This is a genomic window from Pantoea sp. sgz302252 (assembly GCF_047713085.1).
Taxonomy (GTDB): domain Bacteria; phylum Pseudomonadota; class Gammaproteobacteria; order Enterobacterales; family Enterobacteriaceae; genus Scandinavium.
This window is the reverse complement of sequence record NZ_JBLFJW010000009.1, coordinates 130,943-151,039: the sequence shown is the minus strand read 5'-3', so window position 1 is coordinate 151,039 and position 20,097 is coordinate 130,943. Positions and strand designations below refer to the sequence as shown.

The window sequence follows — 20,097 nt, the reverse complement described above, 5'->3', positions numbered from 1 at the left end:
TTATTCAGCCATTCGGTAACGACGTTGCCAGGTAATCACCTTGCCAGCTTCACTATCAACATGGAGCTGACTGACAACGCGCAGTGTTAAATCGTCAGTATTGCCGGTACTGTTGACCCGGAAATCGCGGCTACTCACCGCGATCCGCTCCTGAACCTGCGCCAGGATCTCTTTGGTCTGTGGATACTCGGTTTCCAGCACTTTGCTGAATGCCTCCAGCGATTCCCAACCCTCTTCAGGACGGGACTCAATCAGCCGTTTCGCGGCATCGGTATTCAGCGTGCCGGTAAAAATTGCCGCCAGCAGCGGGGCCTGTTCGGGCGTTAAGGTATTGACGTTCACCTTGCCGTCCGTGTCGGGCAGTGCACACAGCAGCTTGCTGGCTTTTGCCCATGCCATTGGCGGGAAGGCAGGCAACTGTTTTATTTCATCAATGGTGCGCATCATCTGGTTGGCTGGCCCACGAGCCGGTACCGCACTCGCCCAGGCATCCTGTTCCTGACCTTGTTTCGCCGTGAGACTGTCACCGTCGAGGTCATCCACCAATTGCTGATACACCTCCTCGGCGGTCGTCGAACTGACACCGCTGTCGATAAGCAACTGCTCAGTAATCTGCTCTTTAACTGGTTTCTCCGGTAACGCCCCTGGCGCGTCGGCAGGTTTAGCCGCTGCGCTGTCTTCTGCAATCAGGCTGTTGACGTTAAAGCAAGTCCTCGCGTCTTCGACCTGGCTCGTCACGGTGTAGTTTTCACCCTGTGTTTCCAGAGGCTGCGCCCAATCACCGTTCGGTGACAGGCCTTTGCTTTCGCTGCTGGCCTCTTTTTGCAGCCCATTTTCGATAACGGTTTGCTGGCGTTGAATCGCCCAGCGCAATGCCTGCTGACTCACCTGATAATGAGTTTTCTGCAAATGCCGACAAAACTGCTGGCTGATTTTGGCGGCCAGCGCCGACATCATCACCAGCAGGATCAGCACCATCAACAGTGCGACTCCGCGCTGTTTTCGCCCTAACGTGCCACGCATTAGTTCGCTCCCGTTTCAGCAGCAGGCGCTGCCTGCGGTTCAGCTGGCACAGACTGTGCCGTCTGTGCATCGACAGGCTGCGCTGGCTCAGCTTTCTCGTCAGTTTTGAGACTCTGGCTCTCCGGCATATCCCCTGGCGTCGTAAAGATCCAGCGCCAGGTGTCGCCGTTTTCCATCGTCAGCGTCAGCTCAACGCCTGCGGGTTGATGGTCGGTTTCAGGCCATTTGTCCTGCCAGCCATCATGCCAGAAGCGCCATTTCATCGAACTCACTTCGCTCAGAATAGGCACCTCTTCCGGCCCGACGCTTGCCGGGCTGTCGATGGTGCTCCAGACATCACGCCATAAACGTTTGTCTTTCAGCCGCCAGCGCACACGTTCCAGTTGCAGTTGCCCGCTGATACCACTCAATGTGGTCAGTTCGAGACCATCGTCACGTTCAATAAACGCATCACCTTCGTTACGCGGCGCTCGCGCCTGTAACTGATAGAAATCGCGCGAAAGAAGGTTGTAGGTACGTTGTAATTGCGTGATCTTCACCGCCGCAGCATCGCTGGCAGAAGACGTACGCATTGCGCCATCCAGAATTTGCCAGGCCAGGGTGCTGATCACCGCAAAAATGGTCAGCGCAATCATAATTTCCAGCAGCGTAAAGCCTTGCTGATGACGTGTTCGTTGGCTCATTCCACCGCCTCCGGCTCACTCAACTGGAGAGCTATCACCGGCTGTGTTTCTTCGCCTTCGCCATACACCCGCACCTCATCGGCAAAGGCATTGGCTGAGGTTTTCACCCGCTGGATATGCCAGTTCCATGTGCGCCCGCCCATCGTTTCGCTGCCTTCCAGTTCATCGTCGGGAAAATCCTTTTGCGCCAGTTGAGCTTGCGCCAGCAGGTTTTCCGCCACCCAACTCGCCTGAAGGGTTTCAGACAAGCTGTGGGTAAAGCGCACGTTCAGTGAGACAGAATTCATTAACGCCAGCGCGGCGGTGGAGAAAATCACTAATGCGACCATCACTTCCAACAGCGTCATGCCTTGTTCTTTCTTTTTGCGATCAGTCATCGTTCTCCACCTCGACGGGCGTCGCGCCCAGCGATGCCACGTGAAAGCGCACTTTTTTATCCGCGCTTTGCAGGCTGAGCTTGAAACGGCTTAGCTCGCCATCGGGTAAAAAGACTATCTGCGGTGCGTCATCCAGCGTGGTCGCCAGCCTTTGCGGGCTGAGCGACACGTACATTTCTTCAGGAAACTGGCCTTGAGTGAGTATTCGGCCCGTGGCTAGCGGAACCCAGTGGCGCTCGCTGCCGTTTCCGGTCTGCGTCACCAGTTGATATTCCGTTGAGGTCACCACCAGCCCGACAATATTCCCATCCATCACCGCGCGGTCAGAACCATATTCAACGAGGGATTTCATTTGCTGCCCCAATATATCTGCGCCGCTGCGAGAAGGAATGGTTGAGACCACCATCATGGCGCAGCAAGAAAATATCACCAGCGCCACAATAATCTCCAGCAAGGTAAACCCACGTTGCTTATTCATTACTTCTCTTTTGTATCAGCAGACCAGTTGCTTATATCATCGGCAGTATTGGCTTCAGCATCCGGGCCGGAAGAAAAAATATCGACCGCGCTGTGTTCGCCTGGGCTGACCAGAATATAGTCATTGCCCCACGGATCTTGTGGCAGGCGGCGAATATAGCCGTCATCGCGATAGCCTTTTGGAATTGGCGCAATTTCAGGTTTGGTTACCAGCGCCTGCAAGCCTTGTTCAGTGGTTGGGTAGCGATGGTTATCCAGTTTGTACATATCGAGAGAACCTTCCAGCGCCACAATATCGCTGGTGGCTTTTTGCACATCCGCCTTCTCTTTGTTACCCATTAAATTCGGCACCACCATACTGGCCAGTACGCCGAGAATAACGATAACCACCATTAATTCGAGCAACGTAAACCCCGCCTGATGTTTCAGACGCTTTATTTTCATAGACATGTTTAACCCACCATATTATTAAGTTGAAGAAGCGGTTGTAATATTGCAAGAACGATAAATAAAACAACCGTCGCCATTGTGACGACCAGCGCCGGTTCAAAGACCGACAGCGTTAACGTAATGCGATGCTGTAATCCAGACTCCTGGTTTTCCGCCGCACGGTCCATTAATGGTCCTAACTCGCCGCTCTCCTCACCGGAGGCCACCATGTACAACATGGTTGGCGGAAAGATTTTTGCCTGCTCCAGCGCGTTATACAGCGACGAGCCCTGGCGCACGCTATCGGCAGCCTGTTCAAGTACCTTGCGGGCATACAGGTTTTCGATACCGTCCATCGCGATATACATGCCTTCCAGCAGCGGGACGCTACTGGCCTGCAAAATACTGAGCGTGCGGATATAGCGTGCGCTGTTGATGGCGCACACCAGTTTCTTCAGCGGCGAACGGCTTAATAGCCACTGGTGATAAGCGAAACGGTTCTTCTCTTTTTTCAACCAGGCTTTAAAGCACACCGACGCCCCGAACAGACCACCGGCAATAAAAATGCCCCACGCCTGTAAAAAATCACTCACCGCAATCAACGTCCGGGTGGTGATCGGCAACTGCTGTTTCATGTGGGTAAACTGGTCAATCACCTGCGGCACAACCGCCACCAGCAGAATCGAGATAACCGCCACCGCCACCACCGTCAGGGTGATGGGATAGACCATCGCCTGCGACAGTTTGCTTTTCATCTTCTGGCGCTGTTCGTTGAACTCCGCCAGTTTTTCCAGCACGCCACCCAGATGCCCGGTTTTTTCCCCGGCCATGACCAGCGTGCAATAAAGCTTATCGAAGCTACGCGGAAACTGGCTAAAGGCATCAAACAGCGTGTGTCCTTCCACCACTTTGTCGCGAATTTCCGTCACCATCTTCGCCAGCGTTTTATCTTCCGTTTGTTTGGCGATGGCTTTCAATGCACTTTCCAGAGGCAGCGCAGCATTCACCAGCGTCGCCAGCTGGCGGGTAAACATCGACAGCACCGGAACCGACAGTTTGGCGCCTTTGCGAGAGCTTTTACCCGCCTCAGGCCCGCGTGTTTCGGTAATCGACACCGGCATCAGTTTCTGATCGCGCAGCGTCTGACGCACCTGTTTTGGCCCTTCAGCCTGCAATGTGCCACGCTGACTTTTTCCCGTGGCGTCCGTTGCGGACCAGGCATACCAGGCCATTACTCGTCACCTCCGCGCTCGGCGGTGACGCGCATCACTTCTTCAAGCGACGTCACGCCAGAAATCACCTTCAGCAAGCCGTTTTCACGCAGGCTGTAGGCCTCTTTAAACAGCTGTGTTTCAACCGCCATTTCATCTTTATCTTCGTGAATGGCGCGACGCATGCCGCTGTCCACCACCAGAAATTCATGGATACCGGCACGTCCCTGGTAGCCGCTTTGGCGACACTGTTCACAGCCCACCGCGCGATAAATCGCCTTCGGGGGTTTCTCCATGAAACTGAACAGTGGCTTCTCATTGTCTTCCAGCGGACTGACGGTGCGGCAGTGCGAACACAACCGACGAACCAGACGCTGGGCAATAACGCCAAGGAGCGACGAACCGATTAAAAATGACTCCAGCCCCATGTCCCGCAGGCGAGTAATGGCCCCGGCGGCGCTGTTGGTGTGCAATGTGGACATCACCAGGTGACCGGTAAGTGACGCCTGCACGGCAATTTGCGCCGTCTCGCCGTCACGAATTTCACCGATCATCACCACGTCCGGGTCCTGACGCAGAATGGCTCGCAGACCGCGAGCAAAGGTCATGTCCACACGCGGGTTAACCTGCGTTTGCCCGACCCCTTCGAGTTCATATTCGATAGGATCTTCGACGGTCAGAATGTTGCGTTCATGGCCGTTCAGCGCCGAAAGGATCGCGTACAGGGTGGTACTTTTCCCCGAACCGGTTGGGCCAGTGACCAGAATGATGCCGTGAGGACGCTCAATCAGCCCCTTCAGCTTCACCAGTTCTTCATCAATCAGCCCAAGTTTGTTGATATCCGGTTTGAGATTGCTCTTGTCGAGCAAACGCATGACCACTCGTTCACCGTACTGCGACGGAATGGTCGACACACGCACGTCAATGGCTTTAAGGCCAATGCGCAGCGAGATGCGTCCATCCTGTGGCAGACGTTTCTCAGCGATATCCAGTTTGGACATGACCTTGATACGTGAGACCAGCAGCGGCGCGAGTTTACGCGCAGGTTGCAACACCGGGCGCAGCACGCCATCAACGCGAAAACGGATGCTCAACGTGCGCTCAAACGTTTCGATGTGAATATCCGACGCGCCGTCTTTTACCGCTTCGCTCATAATGGCGTTAATCAGGCGGATAACCGGCGAGTTCTCGTCGTTATCCAGCAAATCTTCGTTGTCGGGGATCTCTTCGGTCAACGCGAGCAGATCGATATCGGCATCCATATCGTCAACCATCTGCTGTGAAACCCCACTGTTTTGCTGCCAGATTTTGGTCAGCATCTCGTCGAACGCTTCCGCGCTTAACACGATGGGCGCATATGTGCGCCCCAGCACCCGGCGCATCTCCAGTAACGCATGAGCCTGGGCGTCTTCGCGCAAATACACGTTGTCCTCAAAGAACAAAATCCCGTTATCTTTTGCGTAGTTACTGGTACACAGCATTTTACTAAGCTCGTTCATCGCATCCCCCGGCTTCACTGACTGAACGGGTCACGAGACGTGTCAGGCGCAGTCGCGCTCACCGGCTCAGAACGGCTCTGGTTCGGGTAATCCGGCAAGACCGGATTGTTGCTGTTTTCGATAATGCCCAGCTTGCGCTCTTCCATACGTTGCTGCTGACGCGCCTGAATCTGGTCATATTTCTCTTTCGAGGCCGCGCTGTAGTTGTCGTCATCACGCAGCACCGTGGTGTGGATGAAGACCATCAGATTACGTTTGGAGCTGTCTTGCGAGGTGTAGCGGAACAACTGGCCAACCAGCGGAATATCCCCGAGCAGCGGCACTTTAGAAACCGACTGCTTGGTGACATTTTCGATCAAGCCGCCCAACACCACGGTTTGCCCGCTGTGCACCATCACTTCGTTATTGATGGTGCGAGTGTTGAAGGTTGGGCCCAGGCTGGCATCTTCCGTCGCGCTGTTATCCACGCTCGACACTTCCTGCTCGATTTTCAGGTGGATCATGTCGCCGTCGTTAATCTGCGGCACAATCTTGAGTTTGGTCCCGACCGTTTTACGCTCAACCGAGTTAAAGACGTTATCGCCACTGGTGGTCTGCGATCCGGAGAGGACTGGCACATCCTGACCCACGTTGAACGACGCTTCTTTGTTATCCAGCGTAACCACGCTTGGGGTGGAGAGAATGTCGTTTTTGCCGTTGGTCGATAGCGCGGTCATCAGCGCGCCAAAATCACCGTTAAAGAAACCGGTCGCCAGGCCAGTGAAGCTGCCCAACACCTTGTTTTTCTTCACCTGGCTGATGGGCATACCGGTAGAACCAAACTGTACGCCACCGTGTTCGCTGGTCCACTGCACGCCAAGATCAAGCCCGCTGCCATCCTGAACTTCGGCAATGATGGCTTCCACCATCACCTGAGGCCGACGGATATCCAGCTTAGCGATCACTTTTTCCAGCGAATTCATGACGTTTGGCTGCGCGGTGATCACCAGTGAGTTGGTGGATTCATCGGCAGTGATGTTCAGGTCACCTGAGGTCTGCGTCGATTTACTTTTGCCGTTGCCCGGCTTGTCTTTCAGCTGATCGCCAATCCCGGTTAACACCGGCACCACTTTGCTGGCGTTGGCAAACTTCAGGTAGAAGACGCGGGTATTGCCTTCGTTGTTTTGCTCACGATCGAGATGAGAAATCAGCGTTCGGGTACGCTGACGCGCATCCTGACTGCCACTGATCACCAGGCTGTTGGTTTCCTCGTCGGCCACCACTTTGGTCGCCAATTGCGGCGCGTTCTGCCCTTTCTGCTCCTCGTTATTGAGGTTGTTCAGCATGTCGGACAGCGTTTTTGCAGAGGCATAGCGCAACCCGACAATCTCACGGCGCTGGACGCCGTTCTGATCGACACGCTGAACCAGATCCACCAGCCGATTGACCACCGACGCTTTGCCCGTAAGCAACAGCACGTTGGACGGCTCGAAGTGCACCACGTTGCCAATACCACTGGCATCATTGAGCTGACGCAGCAGCGGCGCTAATTCGCGAACCGGCACGTTTTCCATGCGGACCACGCGAGTGATGATTTCATCACCTTTGCCCGGATTTTTGCCGTCCGCAATTGGCGCTCCTGCCGTGCGAGCTACCGAAGAACGCACCACTTTCACCATGCCATTATCCATTGGGATAACGGACAAACCGTAAAGGTCGAGCACGCTCAGGAAGAACTGGTAATACTCCTCTTCCGAAAGCACGTTATACGTTCTGACGGACACCGAACCCTGTACGGACGGGTCGACCAGAATGGTTTTATTGAGGTTGCGGCTTACCGTGTCGATAAACTCGCGGATATCAGTATTTTTAAAGCTGGCGCTGAAGTTCGCCGCAAACAGCGAACCGGAGTAGAACGACAATGCGGTTAGCGCCACGCACGCCCATGGAAATTTCTTCATGTCTTTACACTTATTCATTGTTTAGAATATTGACTCGAATATTTTTAAGCTGAGCGTGGCGTCTGACGACAACTTCCGCTTCTTTCATTTTCGACCAGTTGGTAATAATGTTTTTTGCCTGAGTTTCTTTTGTCATATCGACGGCATCAACTTTCACCACCACATCCCCTTTTTCAAGCCCGCTTTGGCTAAAGAAAGAAGACGCATTGCGTGGATTAATGTTGTAGCCTTCCAGTTGCCCTTTCTCGATTAACGGCTTTAATACAAAATAATCATCAAGGTGCAAATTATCGGCGCCTGCATCGGCTGTCGATTTGGTTATAGGGGTGCTTTCAGCACCGCCTTTAAAATAGCTCGGTTTATTTAATGCTAATACCTGAGTGGTACCCTCATAGTTGATCACCACCTTATTCTGCTGAATTTCCTCTATCCGGGCATTGTCAAAACCGGCCAGGCTTTCACCCTCGCGATAGCTCTTTTGTCCGCCTGAGGTTTTGATGACCGCAAAGGACATCCAGGACTCATCGCTGCTGACAATGCCTTCAATCTCCGCACTCAGCGGCTTTTTCACGGCTGCGGTCTGAGTTTGGACTTGTATCGCAGGCGTGAAAAGTGTGAACGCTTTCTCTGGATTACGTTTGCTTTTCAGATCCTGTTTAGCATCAGTCAACTTATTCGCAACTTTTTTATAATCTTTATAAATGACATACCCTTGCTGGCTGCAAAAAATGAGCAACACAAACATAATGCAAGGCGTAATCAATTGGGTAACAAATGACATCCTCATTATTTCATTGGCCTTTAGAAAAGCAAACACAAGCAGCATCTGGCTGCATAATTCAGTGGTGCAAATACTAATTAGAACGGGACAAAATGACCAACGGTGATGCCAGCAACTTTGCTATAGAAAAATATTGACCGTGGAAAAATAAGCTGTTAGATGCACCGGGAGGATATTTTTACTCTTTCTAAAAATTGCTCTCGTCTTACACCTGTTTTACTTTTTTGTTCCCATTGCTATGAATGAAAGAGACAACAAACGTTATGTACCTGCGCCACTATAATTTCACGACTCAGCCATTCCAGACCATTACCCGGTCTGATAATGCGTTTTTGGTTCCGTATCACCAGGACGTGTTCGGCCTGATAAACGAAAAGAGCCAGATACCTGGCGTTACCGCTTTACTTAGCGATGACGCCTACCTGTCAGCACAGTTTGCCGATGCGCTGAAAGCGCAGAACGCTGGTGTGCTGGCCGTTAATGCGTTTCCCAAACTCAGCGCCAGCGCTTTGCTCTACAAGCTCAACACCACCACCAAAGAGAGCAAAACCAGGTTACAGGCGATTGATGCCGTGCTGCACCAGTGGCAACAGGAAACATCGGCTCGTAAGCGTAAAAGCAAAGTGCTGGTGATTTCGCACAGCCAGGCGATGAAAGCCAGCTGCCTGTCAGTGCTGTCGCAACTGTTAACCCGCGCACAGGAACTGGATTTTCCGTTGTCCGTCGTGCTGATGGGAAGCGCTGACCAACAAAAAACGCTGCTGCAATCCGGGCTGGGTGAATATCTTCATACCCAGCACACACTGCGCCCGCTCACGCAACGGGAATGTCAGCATTATGTTCAGGCACAGTGCGAACATCACGGCAGTGATGCCTCCCCGTTCAACGCAACGCGGGTACGCAAAATGCACTCTCTCACCCAAGGCCAAATTGGGAAGTTCAACGCACTGGCAGATCTTGCGCTGTTAGCGGCCTGGACAGAACGCGCCCCGCAAGTCACAGCGCGCCATTTACGACTGGCCGCAGCAGAAACGCTGCCAGTGAGACGCAAAGGGAAACGGCTTGCCGCAATGGGTCTTGCCGCTTCCGTACTGTTTGCCGCCGGAGGCTGGACGTTAATGCCGACACTCACCGCGATGTTACCGGTTGAGCTGCCCGTGATGGCGAGCTGGAAACCGCAAGCGATTCAGTCACCAGCGTCTGTTGTGCCAGTGATTGAGAACGAAGTGGTGAACAAGCCAGATGCCATGCACCAGCTTTATGCAATGTGGGGATATGACACCACGGCAGATCAGGCGTTGTGCCAAAACGCCGGGCGCGTCAATCTGATGTGTAAAGAAGGCACGGCCACACCGGACAACCTTGCCAGTGAAGGTTATCCGTGGATTAGCGAAATCAAAACCGGCGATCATCTTAACTATGCCGTAGTGGCCAGAGTGAGCGATAACTCGCTGGATTTACTGATGAATAACCGAACCTGGCAGGTCAGCCGTCGCTGGTTTAATCAGCATGCGACGGGGAATTTCACCCAGATTCACCGCCTGACGCCGGAAGGAAAAGATGCCATCACACCAGAAAGCAGCAGCAAAGATTTGGTGTGGATGGATCAGGAATTAAGCCAGGCGCTGAGCCTGCCGGTGACCCACGCCCATAGCTGGACGGCAGAAATGATGGCGCGTACCCGTACGTTCCAGAAAAAAATGCAGCTGAAGGTGGATGGGATCGCAGGCGAAGAAACGTTAATGCAATTAATGCGTGACACTAATACCACACCAGCGGTCCTGCTTAAGACAACCAGCCCGAATACTCACGAGAAGACGTTATAATGTCGACTATTCAACTTGCTGCCCAACGCAGCTACACGACAAACGAGCCGGTCTGGTTTTCGTACCGTTTACCGTCCGTGAAAAAATTGTTCTGTACCACACTTCTGTGGCTACTGGGATTATTGGCATTCGTGACCGTGGGTGTGTATGCGCACCTTTACTGGAATTTGCAGCACCCCGCGCCTGAAACGGCAAAGGTCAATCACAGCAAACCCGAGGCACAGCTTTCCGATATGCACTATGTGTATGTCAGCAAGCCGTTCCCACAACCTGCACCGAAGCCTCTGCCAAAACAAAGCGACATGCCGCCTTTGCAGGAAATGCCCATCAATGCTGATGATGCAGACTGGCAACAGGCACCCGATGCCGATGTACCGCAAGACATTTCACGCGATACTCTGCCCGATTCAAACATTCATGGCGCGGATAATACTGCCCCGGCAAATGATGACGGCGCAATAAAGGAATTATTGCTGCAAGCGATAAAAGATCAGCAGAAGGATTATTCACAAGGAAAAGTACCTGCGCCGCCGACGGATGAAACCTCGGGCACAGCGCAGGTCAGCACGGAAAAACACGATGTACAGCCGGAGATAAAGAAATCACCCTTTACACCGAAAGGGCACCTTTTGGAATAGTTAGTATTTTTCTGGCAATGAGGTAATATTCAGCAAACGGCCTTTTTCCACCACAATATAACCGCCTTTTTTGAGATCGGCCAAAATTTTAATAATGGTGCTACGAGCCAGGTTAGTGTATTCCTGAATATAATCATAAATATTAACATTACGTTGATACTGAACAATGAGTTGATCTATTTCTAGCAAAAATTCTCGAACGATGGAGTAGGCGCTACGTGCAATTAAGACGTCATCACGTTTGCTCAGCAAGCTAATATACCAGGAGAGGACTTTCATCAACTCTTCCCACAACCCGTGCTCATGCATAAGCGTTGAAAACTCGTCTTTCTTGATGCGACGAACCACCGTGTCGGCACGGACCAGGCCATACATATGCTGTGAATTACAATAGGCCGAAGAAAAACCGAACAAGCATTTTTCGGTCAGGGTAAAGACACAGAGTTCATCCGATTCCCGGCGAAATTCAACTTCACCGCTGACGATGACATAAATATAACCGGAATCCTCTGTGCTGATCCGCTGCCATTTCTTTAACGTTTTTTCTTCGCACCCTGAGGTGGCGGAAATAATGGTATTGAGTTCTTCTACCGGACGCGTGGTATTACCGTAAATTTTTAACATTGTCATTCCCATTTAAGATTTCAAATTTAATCGTGTGAGCACTTTTCGAAATCACCCAGTGAGGAACGTCCTTTTAAACGAAAATAAAAATTGAGCATAAACATCAATATTTATTTCAGAATTGCAATGTGCGCGACCTTGTCTAGCGCGTTGGTGAGTAATTTCGACTGCGGAAACTATAAAGCATTCACATGCTGAATGAATACATAAAAACAAGTCCAAAAAAAGACTTAAGCAAATCCGGCAAAGTGACCCCGGAGGATCACCCCTGCCCGTATTTCTCCAACAATGCCTCGGCAGTCGCCTGCGTTTGCGCGTCTGCCACGCCATCCCAGCGCTCAGGCCGGAAGTGCATCTGGAATACCATGATCACCCGTTTTTGCTGTGCGGGTGTCATGTCAGACTTCACTTCGTAGCCGTAGCGCGCCAGTAAATCGAGCAACGATGCCGTATCGACGGGCTCCCACGGCTGCCGACCATTGAGATAGAACGCAACCCGGCTGGCATCCGGCCAGGCACCAATTCCCTGCTGCGCTAACCGTTGCCACGGGAAAAGCGGCCCCGGATCATCCTTACGCTGCGGAGCAACATCCGCATGTGCCACCACGTTTTGCGGCTCGATGTGATAGCGAGCAATGATGTCTTTCACCAGCGGGATCAGTGCCTCTATCTGCGACGGCGCAAACGGTGTAAAGCTCTTCACGCCAGCCGTTTTTTGCCAGCCACGGTTTTCCAGTTCAATACCTATCGAGGTATCGTTAATTCGCGTTGCACCACGCCAATAGCTGACCCCCGCGTGCCAGGCCAGTTCGTTTTCCGGCACCAGCTGCCAGATGCGCGGTTTGCCTGCATGCTGAGGGGGATTTTCCGGGATCAGATAATGCACGCTGACTTGTTTATCGGTCAGTGTGGCGAGTGAAACGTCAAAATCATCTGCGGTGTAATGAATCACCAGCACTTTAATGCGCGGATACGCATTCTGCGCCGGATAGCGGGTATCAAGCTGATAACCGTCTTTATCGATGATGCCCTGCTCACTGGCGCACCCGGCCAGCAGCAGAGCAAGCAAAATCAGCGAACGTTTCATTAGCGAAGTTTGACCGCGGTTCCGCTGACGCTGACCATCAGCATGCTGCTGTCTTTGCCGACGGTTTCATAGTCGATATCAATCCCGACCACCGCATCCGCGCCCAACGCTTTTGCCTGTTCGCCTAATTCCTGAAAAGCGATTTCGCGTGCCTTACGCAGCTCTTTTTCATACGCTCCGGAACGGCCGCCGACGATATCGCGAATGCCCGCGAAAAAATCGCGGAAGATGTTGGCCCCGAGAATCGCTTCGCCGGTCACCACACCGCAGTATTTCACAATAGTTTGCCCTTCCAGAGTTGGGGTCGTTGAGAATTGCATTCGTCCTCCTGCGTCAATGTCTTAGCTCAGTTAATCAAACACATTATTGTACCGATACGCTATGCTTGAAAACATCTTAATACCGTAGTCAGTCTATAAGGAAATCACTCATGCGCTACTCTGTTGCCGCTCTTCTTGCGCCGTGCGCCCTACTGCTCAGCGCCTGCACCACCGTTACGCCAGCCTTTCAGGATATTGGCACTCGCTCCGGCCCTTGCGTCGAAGGCGGCCCGGACACCGTGGCGCAGAAGTTTTACGACTACCGCATTCAGCACCGCGCGACCGATTTAACCGCACTGCGTCCTTACTTAAGCGATTCACTGGCAAAAGTGCTTAACGATGCGAACAGCGATCCGAATAAACGCGCCCTTTTGCAGCAAGATTTGTTCTCCAGCCGCACCACGCCGCCTGACAGCGCAGACGTGGCCGATGCTTCCACGATCCCCAATACCGATGCCCGCAACATGCCTTTGCGCGTCGCTTTGAAACAGGGAACACAGAGCTGGCAGGATGAAGTGCTGATGATCCGTGAAGGTCAGTGCTGGGCTGTTGATGATGTTCGCTACCTTGGCGGCACCGTTCACGCCCCGGCTGGCACGCTGCGTCAGGTGCTTGAGAAGTAATTCCGCCCCCATTCCCACCGAATAACTCAGGGTAAATGTCTGGCATTCTGTGATGAATGCTGACATTTATTCTGATGCCCCTGCACTCTCGCTATTTTGTGCTAACTTTAAGAGTGAACATGGTTTATATTTAAGTTTTAACGCATAAATATTGCATAACTATTCTGCCAACGTTACTATTTGCGGCCTCAATTACTATCGGTATCAGATTTCCCGGATGAGTATAAAACTAGAAGGCATTAACTGCTTTTACGGCGCACATCAGGCGCTGTTCGACATAACCCTGGCCTGCCCGCAGGGTGAAACGCTGGTGCTGCTTGGCCCTAGCGGCGCGGGAAAAAGTTCGCTGTTACGCGTCCTTAACCTGCTGGAGATGCCACGTTCCGGGCAACTCTCGATTGCGGGAAATCAGTTCAATTTCAGCAAAGCCCCTTCTGACGCCGCGATCCGTGAATTGCGCCAAAACGTCGGGATGGTTTTCCAGCAGTACAACCTGTGGCCGCACCTCACCGTGGTGCAAAATCTGATTGAAGCCCCTTGCCGTGTGCTGGGTCTGTCAAAAGTTCAGGCGATGGTTCGCGCCGAAAAACTGCTGGAACGTCTGCGCTTAAAACCTTACAGCGATCGCTATCCACTGCACCTTTCTGGTGGTCAGCAGCAGCGTGTGGCCATTGCCCGTGCGCTGATGATGGAACCGCAAGTGCTGTTGTTTGACGAACCGACTGCCGCGCTGGACCCTGAAATCACTGCGCAGATTGTCAGCATCATCCGCGAACTGGCACAAACCCAAATTACTCAGGTGATCGTCACCCATGAAGTGGAAGTCGCGCGTAAAACCGCGAGCCGGGTGGTGTACATGGAAAACGGTCATATCGTTGAACAAGGGGATGCGAGCTGCTTTGCCGAGCCGCAGACCGACGCCTTTAAAAACTATCTTTCACACTGATGTTTTCGGGAACAATGACAATGAAAAAAATCGTGATTGCCGCGCTGCTCGCCAGTGTTAGCCTGTCTGCCAGCGCTGCTCAGACTATCCGTTTTGCCATGGAAGCGTCTTACCCTCCGTTTGAATCGATGGATGCCAGCAACAAGATTGTCGGTTTCGACGTCGACCTGGCGAATGCCCTGTGTAAAGAAATCGATGCCACCTGTACTTTCACCAACCAGGCGTTTGACAGCCTGATCCCAAGCCTGAAATTCCGTCGCATCGACGCGGTGATTTCCGGGATGGACATCACGCCAGACCGTGAAAAACAGGTGCTGTTCACCCAGCCTTACTATGAAAACTCTGCGCTGTTCGTCGGCCAGAAAGGTAAAGTCGCGGATATCGCGGCGCTGAAAGGCAAAAAAGTTGGGATGCAGAACGGGTCTACTCACCAGAAATACATCACCGATAAGCACCCGGAAATTACCGTTGTGCCTTACGACAGCTACATGAACGCCAAACTGGATATGCAGAATGGCCGTATCGACGCGGTGTTTGGTGATACGGCGGTCGTCACCGAGTGGCTGAAAGCCGACCCGAAACTGGCGGCGATTGGCGATAAAGTCACGGATAAAGACTACTTCGGTACCGGTCTGGGCATTGCCATTCGTCAGGGCAACACCGACCTGCAGCAGAAGCTGAACACCGCGCTGGATAAAGTGAAGAAAGAGGGCACTTACCAGACCATCTACACCAAATGGTTCCAGAAGTAAGTCTGTTGGCACATGGCCAAGGGATTGATGAAAAAACAAGGAAAATCAATTCATTGATTTTCGGCTGCTAACCACAAAGAAGGAAAAAACACGTTTTTTCCTTCTTTGTCATCAATCAGAAGTAATTCTAAATGAATGAAATGTTTCCTTTAGCAAGCGCCGCCGGGATGACCGTCGGCCTTGCCGTTTGTGCGCTGGCCATTGGCCTGGTGCTGGCAATGCTGTTCGCGGTATGGGAATCGGCCAAATGGCGCCCTGTTGCGTGGCTTGGCACAGCGCTGGTCACCGCGCTTCGCGGCCTGCCGGAAATTCTGGTGGTGCTGTTTATCTATTTTGGCTCCTCACAGCTTCTGCTGCTGCTTTCCGATGGCTTCACTCTCCCGCTGGGGTTTGTGCAAATCCCGGTGCAGGTGCAGATTGAAAACTTCGACGTCAGCCCGTTCCTGTGCGGCGTGATTGCCCTTTCACTGCTCTATTCTGCTTACGCCTCGCAAACACTGCGCGGCGCACTGAAAGCGGTACCGCAAGGTCAGTGGGAATCCGGCCAGGCGCTGGGATTGTCGAAAACGGCGATTTTCTTCCGTCTGGTGATGCCGCAGATGTGGCGTCATGCGCTGCCGGGCCTCGGCAACCAGTGGCTGGTGCTGCTGAAGGATACCGCGCTGGTGTCGCTTATCAGCGTCAACGACCTGATGCTGCAGACCAAAAGCATTGCCACCCGCACTCAGGAGCCGTTTACCTGGTACATCGTGGCGGCGGCGATTTACCTGGTTATCACCCTGCTCAGTCAGTACATCCTCAAACGCATTGACCTGCGCGCGACTCGCTTTGAACGGAGACCAGGCTGATGCTTGAGTATTTACCCGAACTGCTGAAAGGGCTGCACACCAGCCTGACGCTGACCGTGGCGTCGATCATCGTCGCCCTGATTTTGTCGCTGATTTTTACCATCATTCTGACGTTAAAAACGCCAGTACTGGTGTGGATTGTGCGCGGCTATATCACGCTCTTTACCGGTACGCCGCTGCTGGTACAAATCTTCCTGATTTACTACGGCCCAGGCCAGTTCCCGCAGTTGCAGAACTACCCGGCTATCTGGCATCTGCTGTCCGAACCGTGGCTGTGCGCGATGATTGCCTTGTCACTGAACAGCGCGGCTTATACCACGCAACTGTTCTATGGCGCGATCCGCGCGATTCCGGACGGTCAGTGGCAGTCCTGCGGGGCGTTAGGGATGAGCAAGAAAGACACGCTGGCTATCCTGCTGCCGTATGCCTTTAAGCGCGCACTCTCCTCTTACTCCAACGAAGTGGTGCTGGTGTTCAAGAGTACCTCTCTGGCTTACACCATCACGCTGATGGAGGTGATGGGCCACGGGCAACTGCTGTACGGACGCACCTACGATGTGATGGTCTTTGGCGCAGCAGGCGTGGTTTATCTGGTGGTAAACGGCCTGTTGACGCTGTTGATGCGCCTGGTTGAACGCAAAGCGCTGGCGTTCGAACGCCGCAATTAACGCTGCATACAAAATCATCAGGAAAGCGGGTAAGTGGCTAACTTCCCGCTTTTTTTATGTTCATTTTAAAATATTTAATCGTTTTTATTGAATATAAATTCACTTAATGGCAAGGTAATTCCTATGCCTCAGACAGGGCGTTTATCATAAGATTGACCGACGGGAGCTTTACGATGAAAAAAATGATTCTGGCCGCAGTCCTTGCGACTTTTGCCGTGGGCGCCTCCGCCGCCGATAAAATCAGCTTTGGTGTTTCAGCCACCTACCCTCCTTTTGAATCCCTTGATGCCAGCAACCAGATTGTCGGCTTCGATATCGATTTAGCCAAAGCGCTGTGTAAGCAAATGCAGGCCGACTGCACGTTCACGAACCATGCCTTCGACAGCCTGATCCCGGCGCTTAAATTCAGGAAATACGACGCAGTGATTTCCGGCATGGACATCACGCCAGAGCGTAGCAAACAGGTTTCATTCACCGATGCGTATTACGCCAACTCCGCGATGGTGATTGCCAAAAAAGGCGAGTTTAAAAGCTTTGAAGACCTGAAGGGCAAACGCATCGGCATGGAAAACGGCACCACCCACCAGAAATACCTGCAGGATAAACACCCTGAAGTGAAAACCGTGGCGTACGATAGCTACCAGAATGCGATTATCGACCTGAAAAATGGCCGTATTGATGGCGTGTTTGGTGATACCGCAGTCGTGAACGAATGGCTGAAAACCAACCCACAGTTGGGTGTTGCCACGCCGAAAGTCACCGACCCGCAGTACTTCGGCACCGGCCTTGGCATTGCCGTGCGCCCGGATAATAAAGCGCTGCTGGAAAAACTGAACGGCGCGCTGAATGCGATTAAAGCCGACGGCACCTATCAGAAAATCAGCGAGCAATGGTTCCCGCAGTAATCGGTTTCATGCCCGGCGGCGCAAGCTTGCCGGGCCTACAAGAGCAAAGCAGCTCGTAGGCACGGTAAGCAAAGCGCCACCGGGCAACGGCTTTTTTACAAAGGCACAAAGAAACGGAAGCAAGCCCCGGCAGTCGCGTCGACCAGGCGAATACCGCCGCCGTGCAACTCCAGCATTCTTCTTACTATCAGTAACCCGAGGCCACCGCGATTTTCTCGTGCGCTTTGCGGGTTAAGTACCGATGGACGCTGGAACAACTGTTCGCGCAACTCATTTTCTACACCCGGGCCGTTGTCCGCCACTTCCACCTGTAGCTGCGCGTTTTCCTGCCAGACTCGTAACGTGATGGTGCCGCCTTCCGGTGTGTGGCGCACGGCGTTATCAAGCAGATTTGTCACCACCCTTTCAATCATCGAGACATCGGCATTAACCAGTGGCAGCGAATGCGGCATATCGACTTTGAGCTTCAGGCGGCGCGTTTCAATCGCCAGGTCGAATTTCTGCGCCACGTCCTGAATCAGCTCGCCGATTGCAAAGCGTTCGAGCTGCGGCTTGATACCGCCATGCTCCAGTTTCGCCAGTTCGAACAACTGCTGCGATAAATGCCGGACTTTGTGACCCTGGCGCAGCGCAATCGCCAGATACTGTCGGTTATCAGCGGGTGAAAGCGTATCGGCCTTCATTGACAGCGTTTCCAGATACCCCAGCAGGGACGTTAACGGCGTGCGCAAGTCATGGGAAATATTGGCGATAAACTCCCGGCGCTGCCTGTCGCTGTCCGAAAGCTGATCCCACTGGCTGGCAATTTTGCGTGCCAGTTCGATGAAGGTATTTCGCAGGATTTCCACTTCATTAGTCGGCTGGCGCTCAGGCGTTTGTTGGGCGAGCTGTTTGATGGCATTCATGCTGTCCTGGTCGACACCGCGCACATCTGCCGTCAGCTGTTTTACCGGGCGAGTCACCCAGTACCAGACCATCATTCCCGCCACTGTGCCAAATAACGCGACCAACAACAGTGACCACAACACCGTACTCCACAGCGCTTTTTGCCAGGCGCTGTCTGACAGCGCATTCAAATCCTCGCCCTGCAAAATAATGTACAGATAGCAGTGCAGCTCGCCATTCAGCCTCACCGGTGCGACGCTGAAGACTTTCTCTTTGTTCAGACTGCGGGGATCGTCACCAAATACCGGCCAGGCCGCCCCTCCCAGGAAGGCTTGCAGCGGCGCAATATCGATTTTCTGTCGCTTCAGATGGCCCGCAGGTGCGGCATCTGCCAGAAGCTGTCCGTCAGGCGCAACAAGATAAAGCTCAACACTGGGATTAAGGGTCATCAGACGGTCAAACAGCGTTTTCAGCGTCTGGCGGTTCACATCGCCCTGTTTATCCAGCAACGGCTCGCTATTGACGATTTGCTGCGCCAGCCCGGCGGAAAGGCGCTGAACCATCGCGCTACCGTACTGGCTGGTGCTGTAGAGCTGAACGCTGCATGCCGCCATGGCACACAGTAGCAGGATAGCGGTGAAGACCAGCGTCAGGCGCTGGCTGAGACTCAAACGACGGATCATGATGATGACTCCGCTTTATCACTGGCAAATTTGTAGCCCTTCCCCCAGACCGTCAGAATGATTTCCGGTTCGGCCGGGTCGTGCTCAATCTTGATTCGCAGGCGGTTAATATGCGTGTTGACGGTGTGCTCATAGCCTTCATGTTGATAGCCCCAAACCCGGTCGAGCAGCGATAAACGGGAAAACACTTCGCCCGGATGGCGGGCAAACCAGTACAGCAAATCAAATTCGCGAGGGGTCAACTCCACCGTCTCGCCGCGCAGGCGAACCTCACGCGACAACGGGTCAATATCCAGGCCATGAGAGCTGATCGACCCGCCTTCCATGCGAATATTTTGCCCCATGGCTTCCTGGCGGCGGAACAGCGCTTTGACGCGGGCAATCAGTTCCAGCACAGAAAACGGCTTCGGCAGGTAATCGTCTGCGCCCATTTCCAACCCCAGTACTCGATGGGTTTCACTGGTGCGCGCGCTGATGATGATAACCGGCAGATAGCGCGTCATCTGGCGAATGCGCCGACAAATCTCCAGTCCGTCGACACCCGGCAACATCAGGTCGAGGATAACCGCATCCCACACCTGATTCTCAAGCTGCACCAGCGCCTGAGTCCCGTTCACTTCGTGGACTATCTGGTAGCCTTCGTCCTGCAGGTTTAATCGCAGTAATGTGGCGATGTCCTGATCGTCTTCCACCAGCAGTATTTTCTTTGCGCTATTCATGAGTATTCACCAACCGTCTTTCCCTAAATCTTACCGTACGCGAGCGCGGCGAGTTATCACATTTTATTTAAACTTCCGTGAGGATGTGGTGATAAGAAACCTTGCATGATGTGGGCATGTCATTCACGGAGAGACGGCGCTGTCCCGCATGTC

22 protein-coding genes are annotated in these 20,097 nt (G+C 53.0%); 8 read left to right on the top strand and 14 right to left on the bottom strand.

Annotated elements, in window-relative coordinates:
- The 9 genes from gspK to gspC are packed head-to-tail and all read right to left on the bottom strand — an operon-like array spanning position 1 to position 8,384.
- Positions 1-1,023 (bottom strand): type II secretion system minor pseudopilin GspK, encoded by a 1,023-nt coding sequence (gene gspK / locus ACLW56_RS09490; protein ID WP_330983533.1) that lies wholly within the window; start codon positions 1,021-1,023, stop codon positions 1-3.
- Positions 1,023-1,706: a type II secretion system minor pseudopilin GspJ gene (gene gspJ / locus ACLW56_RS09485; RefSeq protein ID WP_330983532.1), complete on the bottom strand. Its 684-nt coding sequence runs from the start codon at positions 1,704-1,706 to the stop codon at positions 1,023-1,025. Before gspJ ends, gspK begins: the two co-directional genes overlap by 1 nt.
- Complete coding sequence (gene gspI / locus ACLW56_RS09480) at positions 1,703-2,083, bottom strand: type II secretion system minor pseudopilin GspI (protein WP_330983531.1); 381 nt, start codon at positions 2,081-2,083, stop codon at positions 1,703-1,705. The genes gspJ and gspI overlap by 4 nt, the downstream gene beginning before the upstream one ends.
- Positions 2,076-2,561, bottom strand: a complete 486-nt coding sequence (gene gspH, locus ACLW56_RS09475; protein WP_330983530.1) for a type II secretion system minor pseudopilin GspH — start codon at positions 2,559-2,561, stop codon at positions 2,076-2,078. Before gspH ends, gspI begins: the two co-directional genes overlap by 8 nt.
- Complete coding sequence (gspG, locus tag ACLW56_RS09470) at positions 2,561-3,010, bottom strand: type II secretion system major pseudopilin GspG (RefSeq protein WP_330983529.1); 450 nt, start codon at positions 3,008-3,010, stop codon at positions 2,561-2,563. The genes gspH and gspG overlap by 1 nt, the downstream gene beginning before the upstream one ends.
- Positions 3,011-3,012: 2 nt before the next feature.
- Positions 3,013-4,221, bottom strand: coding sequence for a type II secretion system inner membrane protein GspF (gspF, locus tag ACLW56_RS09465; RefSeq protein ID WP_330983528.1), 1,209 nt, complete (start codon positions 4,219-4,221; stop codon positions 3,013-3,015).
- A complete protein-coding gene (gene gspE, locus ACLW56_RS09460; protein WP_330983527.1) occupies positions 4,221-5,699 on the bottom strand; it encodes a type II secretion system ATPase GspE in 1,479 nt (492 codons plus the stop codon). Before gspE ends, gspF begins: the two co-directional genes overlap by 1 nt.
- 14 nt (positions 5,700-5,713) lie before the next feature.
- Positions 5,714-7,639, bottom strand: coding sequence for a type II secretion system secretin GspD (gene gspD / locus ACLW56_RS09455; RefSeq protein ID WP_330983526.1), 1,926 nt, complete (start codon positions 7,637-7,639; stop codon positions 5,714-5,716).
- Between the two features lie 10 nt (positions 7,640-7,649).
- Positions 7,650-8,384: a type II secretion system protein GspC gene (gspC, locus tag ACLW56_RS09450; RefSeq protein ID WP_330983543.1), complete on the bottom strand. Its 735-nt coding sequence runs from the start codon at positions 8,382-8,384 to the stop codon at positions 7,650-7,652.
- Positions 8,385-8,683: 299 nt separating this feature from the next.
- On the opposite strand from gspC, the gene ACLW56_RS09445 reads away from it, so the two are divergent.
- Positions 8,684-10,246 carry an ExeA family protein gene (locus ACLW56_RS09445; RefSeq protein ID WP_330983542.1) on the top strand — a complete coding sequence of 521 codons (1,563 nt, stop codon included), beginning with the start codon at positions 8,684-8,686 and terminating at the stop codon, positions 10,244-10,246.
- Positions 10,246-10,884, top strand: a complete 639-nt coding sequence (locus ACLW56_RS09440; protein ID WP_330983525.1) for a hypothetical protein — start codon at positions 10,246-10,248, stop codon at positions 10,882-10,884. Before ACLW56_RS09445 ends, ACLW56_RS09440 begins: the two co-directional genes overlap by 1 nt.
- Here the strand turns inward: ACLW56_RS09440 and ACLW56_RS09435 are convergent, their stop codons facing one another.
- From ACLW56_RS09435 to ACLW56_RS09425, 3 genes are all read right to left on the bottom strand, one after another.
- Positions 10,885-11,508, bottom strand: a complete 624-nt coding sequence (locus tag ACLW56_RS09435) for a helix-turn-helix domain-containing protein (RefSeq protein ID WP_330983524.1) — start codon at positions 11,506-11,508, stop codon at positions 10,885-10,887. It lies immediately after the preceding gene.
- A gap of 262 nt (positions 11,509-11,770) precedes the next feature.
- Complete coding sequence (locus ACLW56_RS09430) at positions 11,771-12,595, bottom strand: N-acetylmuramoyl-L-alanine amidase (protein WP_330983523.1); 825 nt, start codon at positions 12,593-12,595, stop codon at positions 11,771-11,773.
- Positions 12,595-12,915 (bottom strand): heavy metal-binding domain-containing protein, encoded by a 321-nt coding sequence (locus ACLW56_RS09425; protein WP_330983522.1) that lies wholly within the window; start codon positions 12,913-12,915, stop codon positions 12,595-12,597. The genes ACLW56_RS09430 and ACLW56_RS09425 overlap by 1 nt, the downstream gene beginning before the upstream one ends.
- A gap of 110 nt (positions 12,916-13,025) precedes the next feature.
- Between ACLW56_RS09425 and ACLW56_RS09420 the strand changes: the two genes are divergently transcribed.
- From ACLW56_RS09420 to artJ (ACLW56_RS09395), 6 genes are all read left to right on the top strand, one after another.
- On the top strand, positions 13,026-13,538 hold the full coding sequence (locus ACLW56_RS09420) for a lipoprotein (protein WP_330983521.1): 513 nt from the start codon (positions 13,026-13,028) through the stop codon (positions 13,536-13,538).
- Between the two features lie 217 nt (positions 13,539-13,755).
- On the top strand, positions 13,756-14,484 hold the full coding sequence (artP, locus tag ACLW56_RS09415; protein ID WP_330983520.1) for an arginine ABC transporter ATP-binding protein ArtP: 729 nt from the start codon (positions 13,756-13,758) through the stop codon (positions 14,482-14,484).
- 20 nt (positions 14,485-14,504) lie between these two features.
- A complete protein-coding gene (artJ, locus tag ACLW56_RS09410; RefSeq protein WP_330983519.1) occupies positions 14,505-15,236 on the top strand; it encodes an arginine ABC transporter substrate-binding protein in 732 nt (243 codons plus the stop codon).
- 131 nt (positions 15,237-15,367) lie between these two features.
- Positions 15,368-16,084: an arginine ABC transporter permease ArtQ gene (gene artQ / locus ACLW56_RS09405; protein WP_330983518.1), complete on the top strand. Its 717-nt coding sequence runs from the start codon at positions 15,368-15,370 to the stop codon at positions 16,082-16,084.
- Positions 16,084-16,752 (top strand): arginine ABC transporter permease ArtM, encoded by a 669-nt coding sequence (artM, locus tag ACLW56_RS09400; RefSeq protein ID WP_330983517.1) that lies wholly within the window; start codon positions 16,084-16,086, stop codon positions 16,750-16,752. Before artQ ends, artM begins: the two co-directional genes overlap by 1 nt.
- A 173-nt stretch (positions 16,753-16,925) precedes the next feature.
- Positions 16,926-17,657 (top strand): arginine ABC transporter substrate-binding protein ArtJ, encoded by a 732-nt coding sequence (gene artJ, locus ACLW56_RS09395; protein WP_330983516.1) that lies wholly within the window; start codon positions 16,926-16,928, stop codon positions 17,655-17,657.
- 95 nt (positions 17,658-17,752) lie between these two features.
- Here the strand turns inward: artJ (ACLW56_RS09395) and ACLW56_RS09390 are convergent, their stop codons facing one another.
- Both ACLW56_RS09390 and ACLW56_RS09385 read right to left on the bottom strand, forming a co-directional pair.
- Complete coding sequence (locus ACLW56_RS09390; protein WP_330983515.1) at positions 17,753-19,225, bottom strand: HAMP domain-containing sensor histidine kinase; 1,473 nt, start codon at positions 19,223-19,225, stop codon at positions 17,753-17,755.
- Complete coding sequence (locus ACLW56_RS09385; protein ID WP_330983514.1) at positions 19,222-19,944, bottom strand: response regulator transcription factor; 723 nt, start codon at positions 19,942-19,944, stop codon at positions 19,222-19,224. The genes ACLW56_RS09390 and ACLW56_RS09385 overlap by 4 nt, the downstream gene beginning before the upstream one ends.
- Positions 19,945-20,097 lie beyond the last annotated feature (153 nt).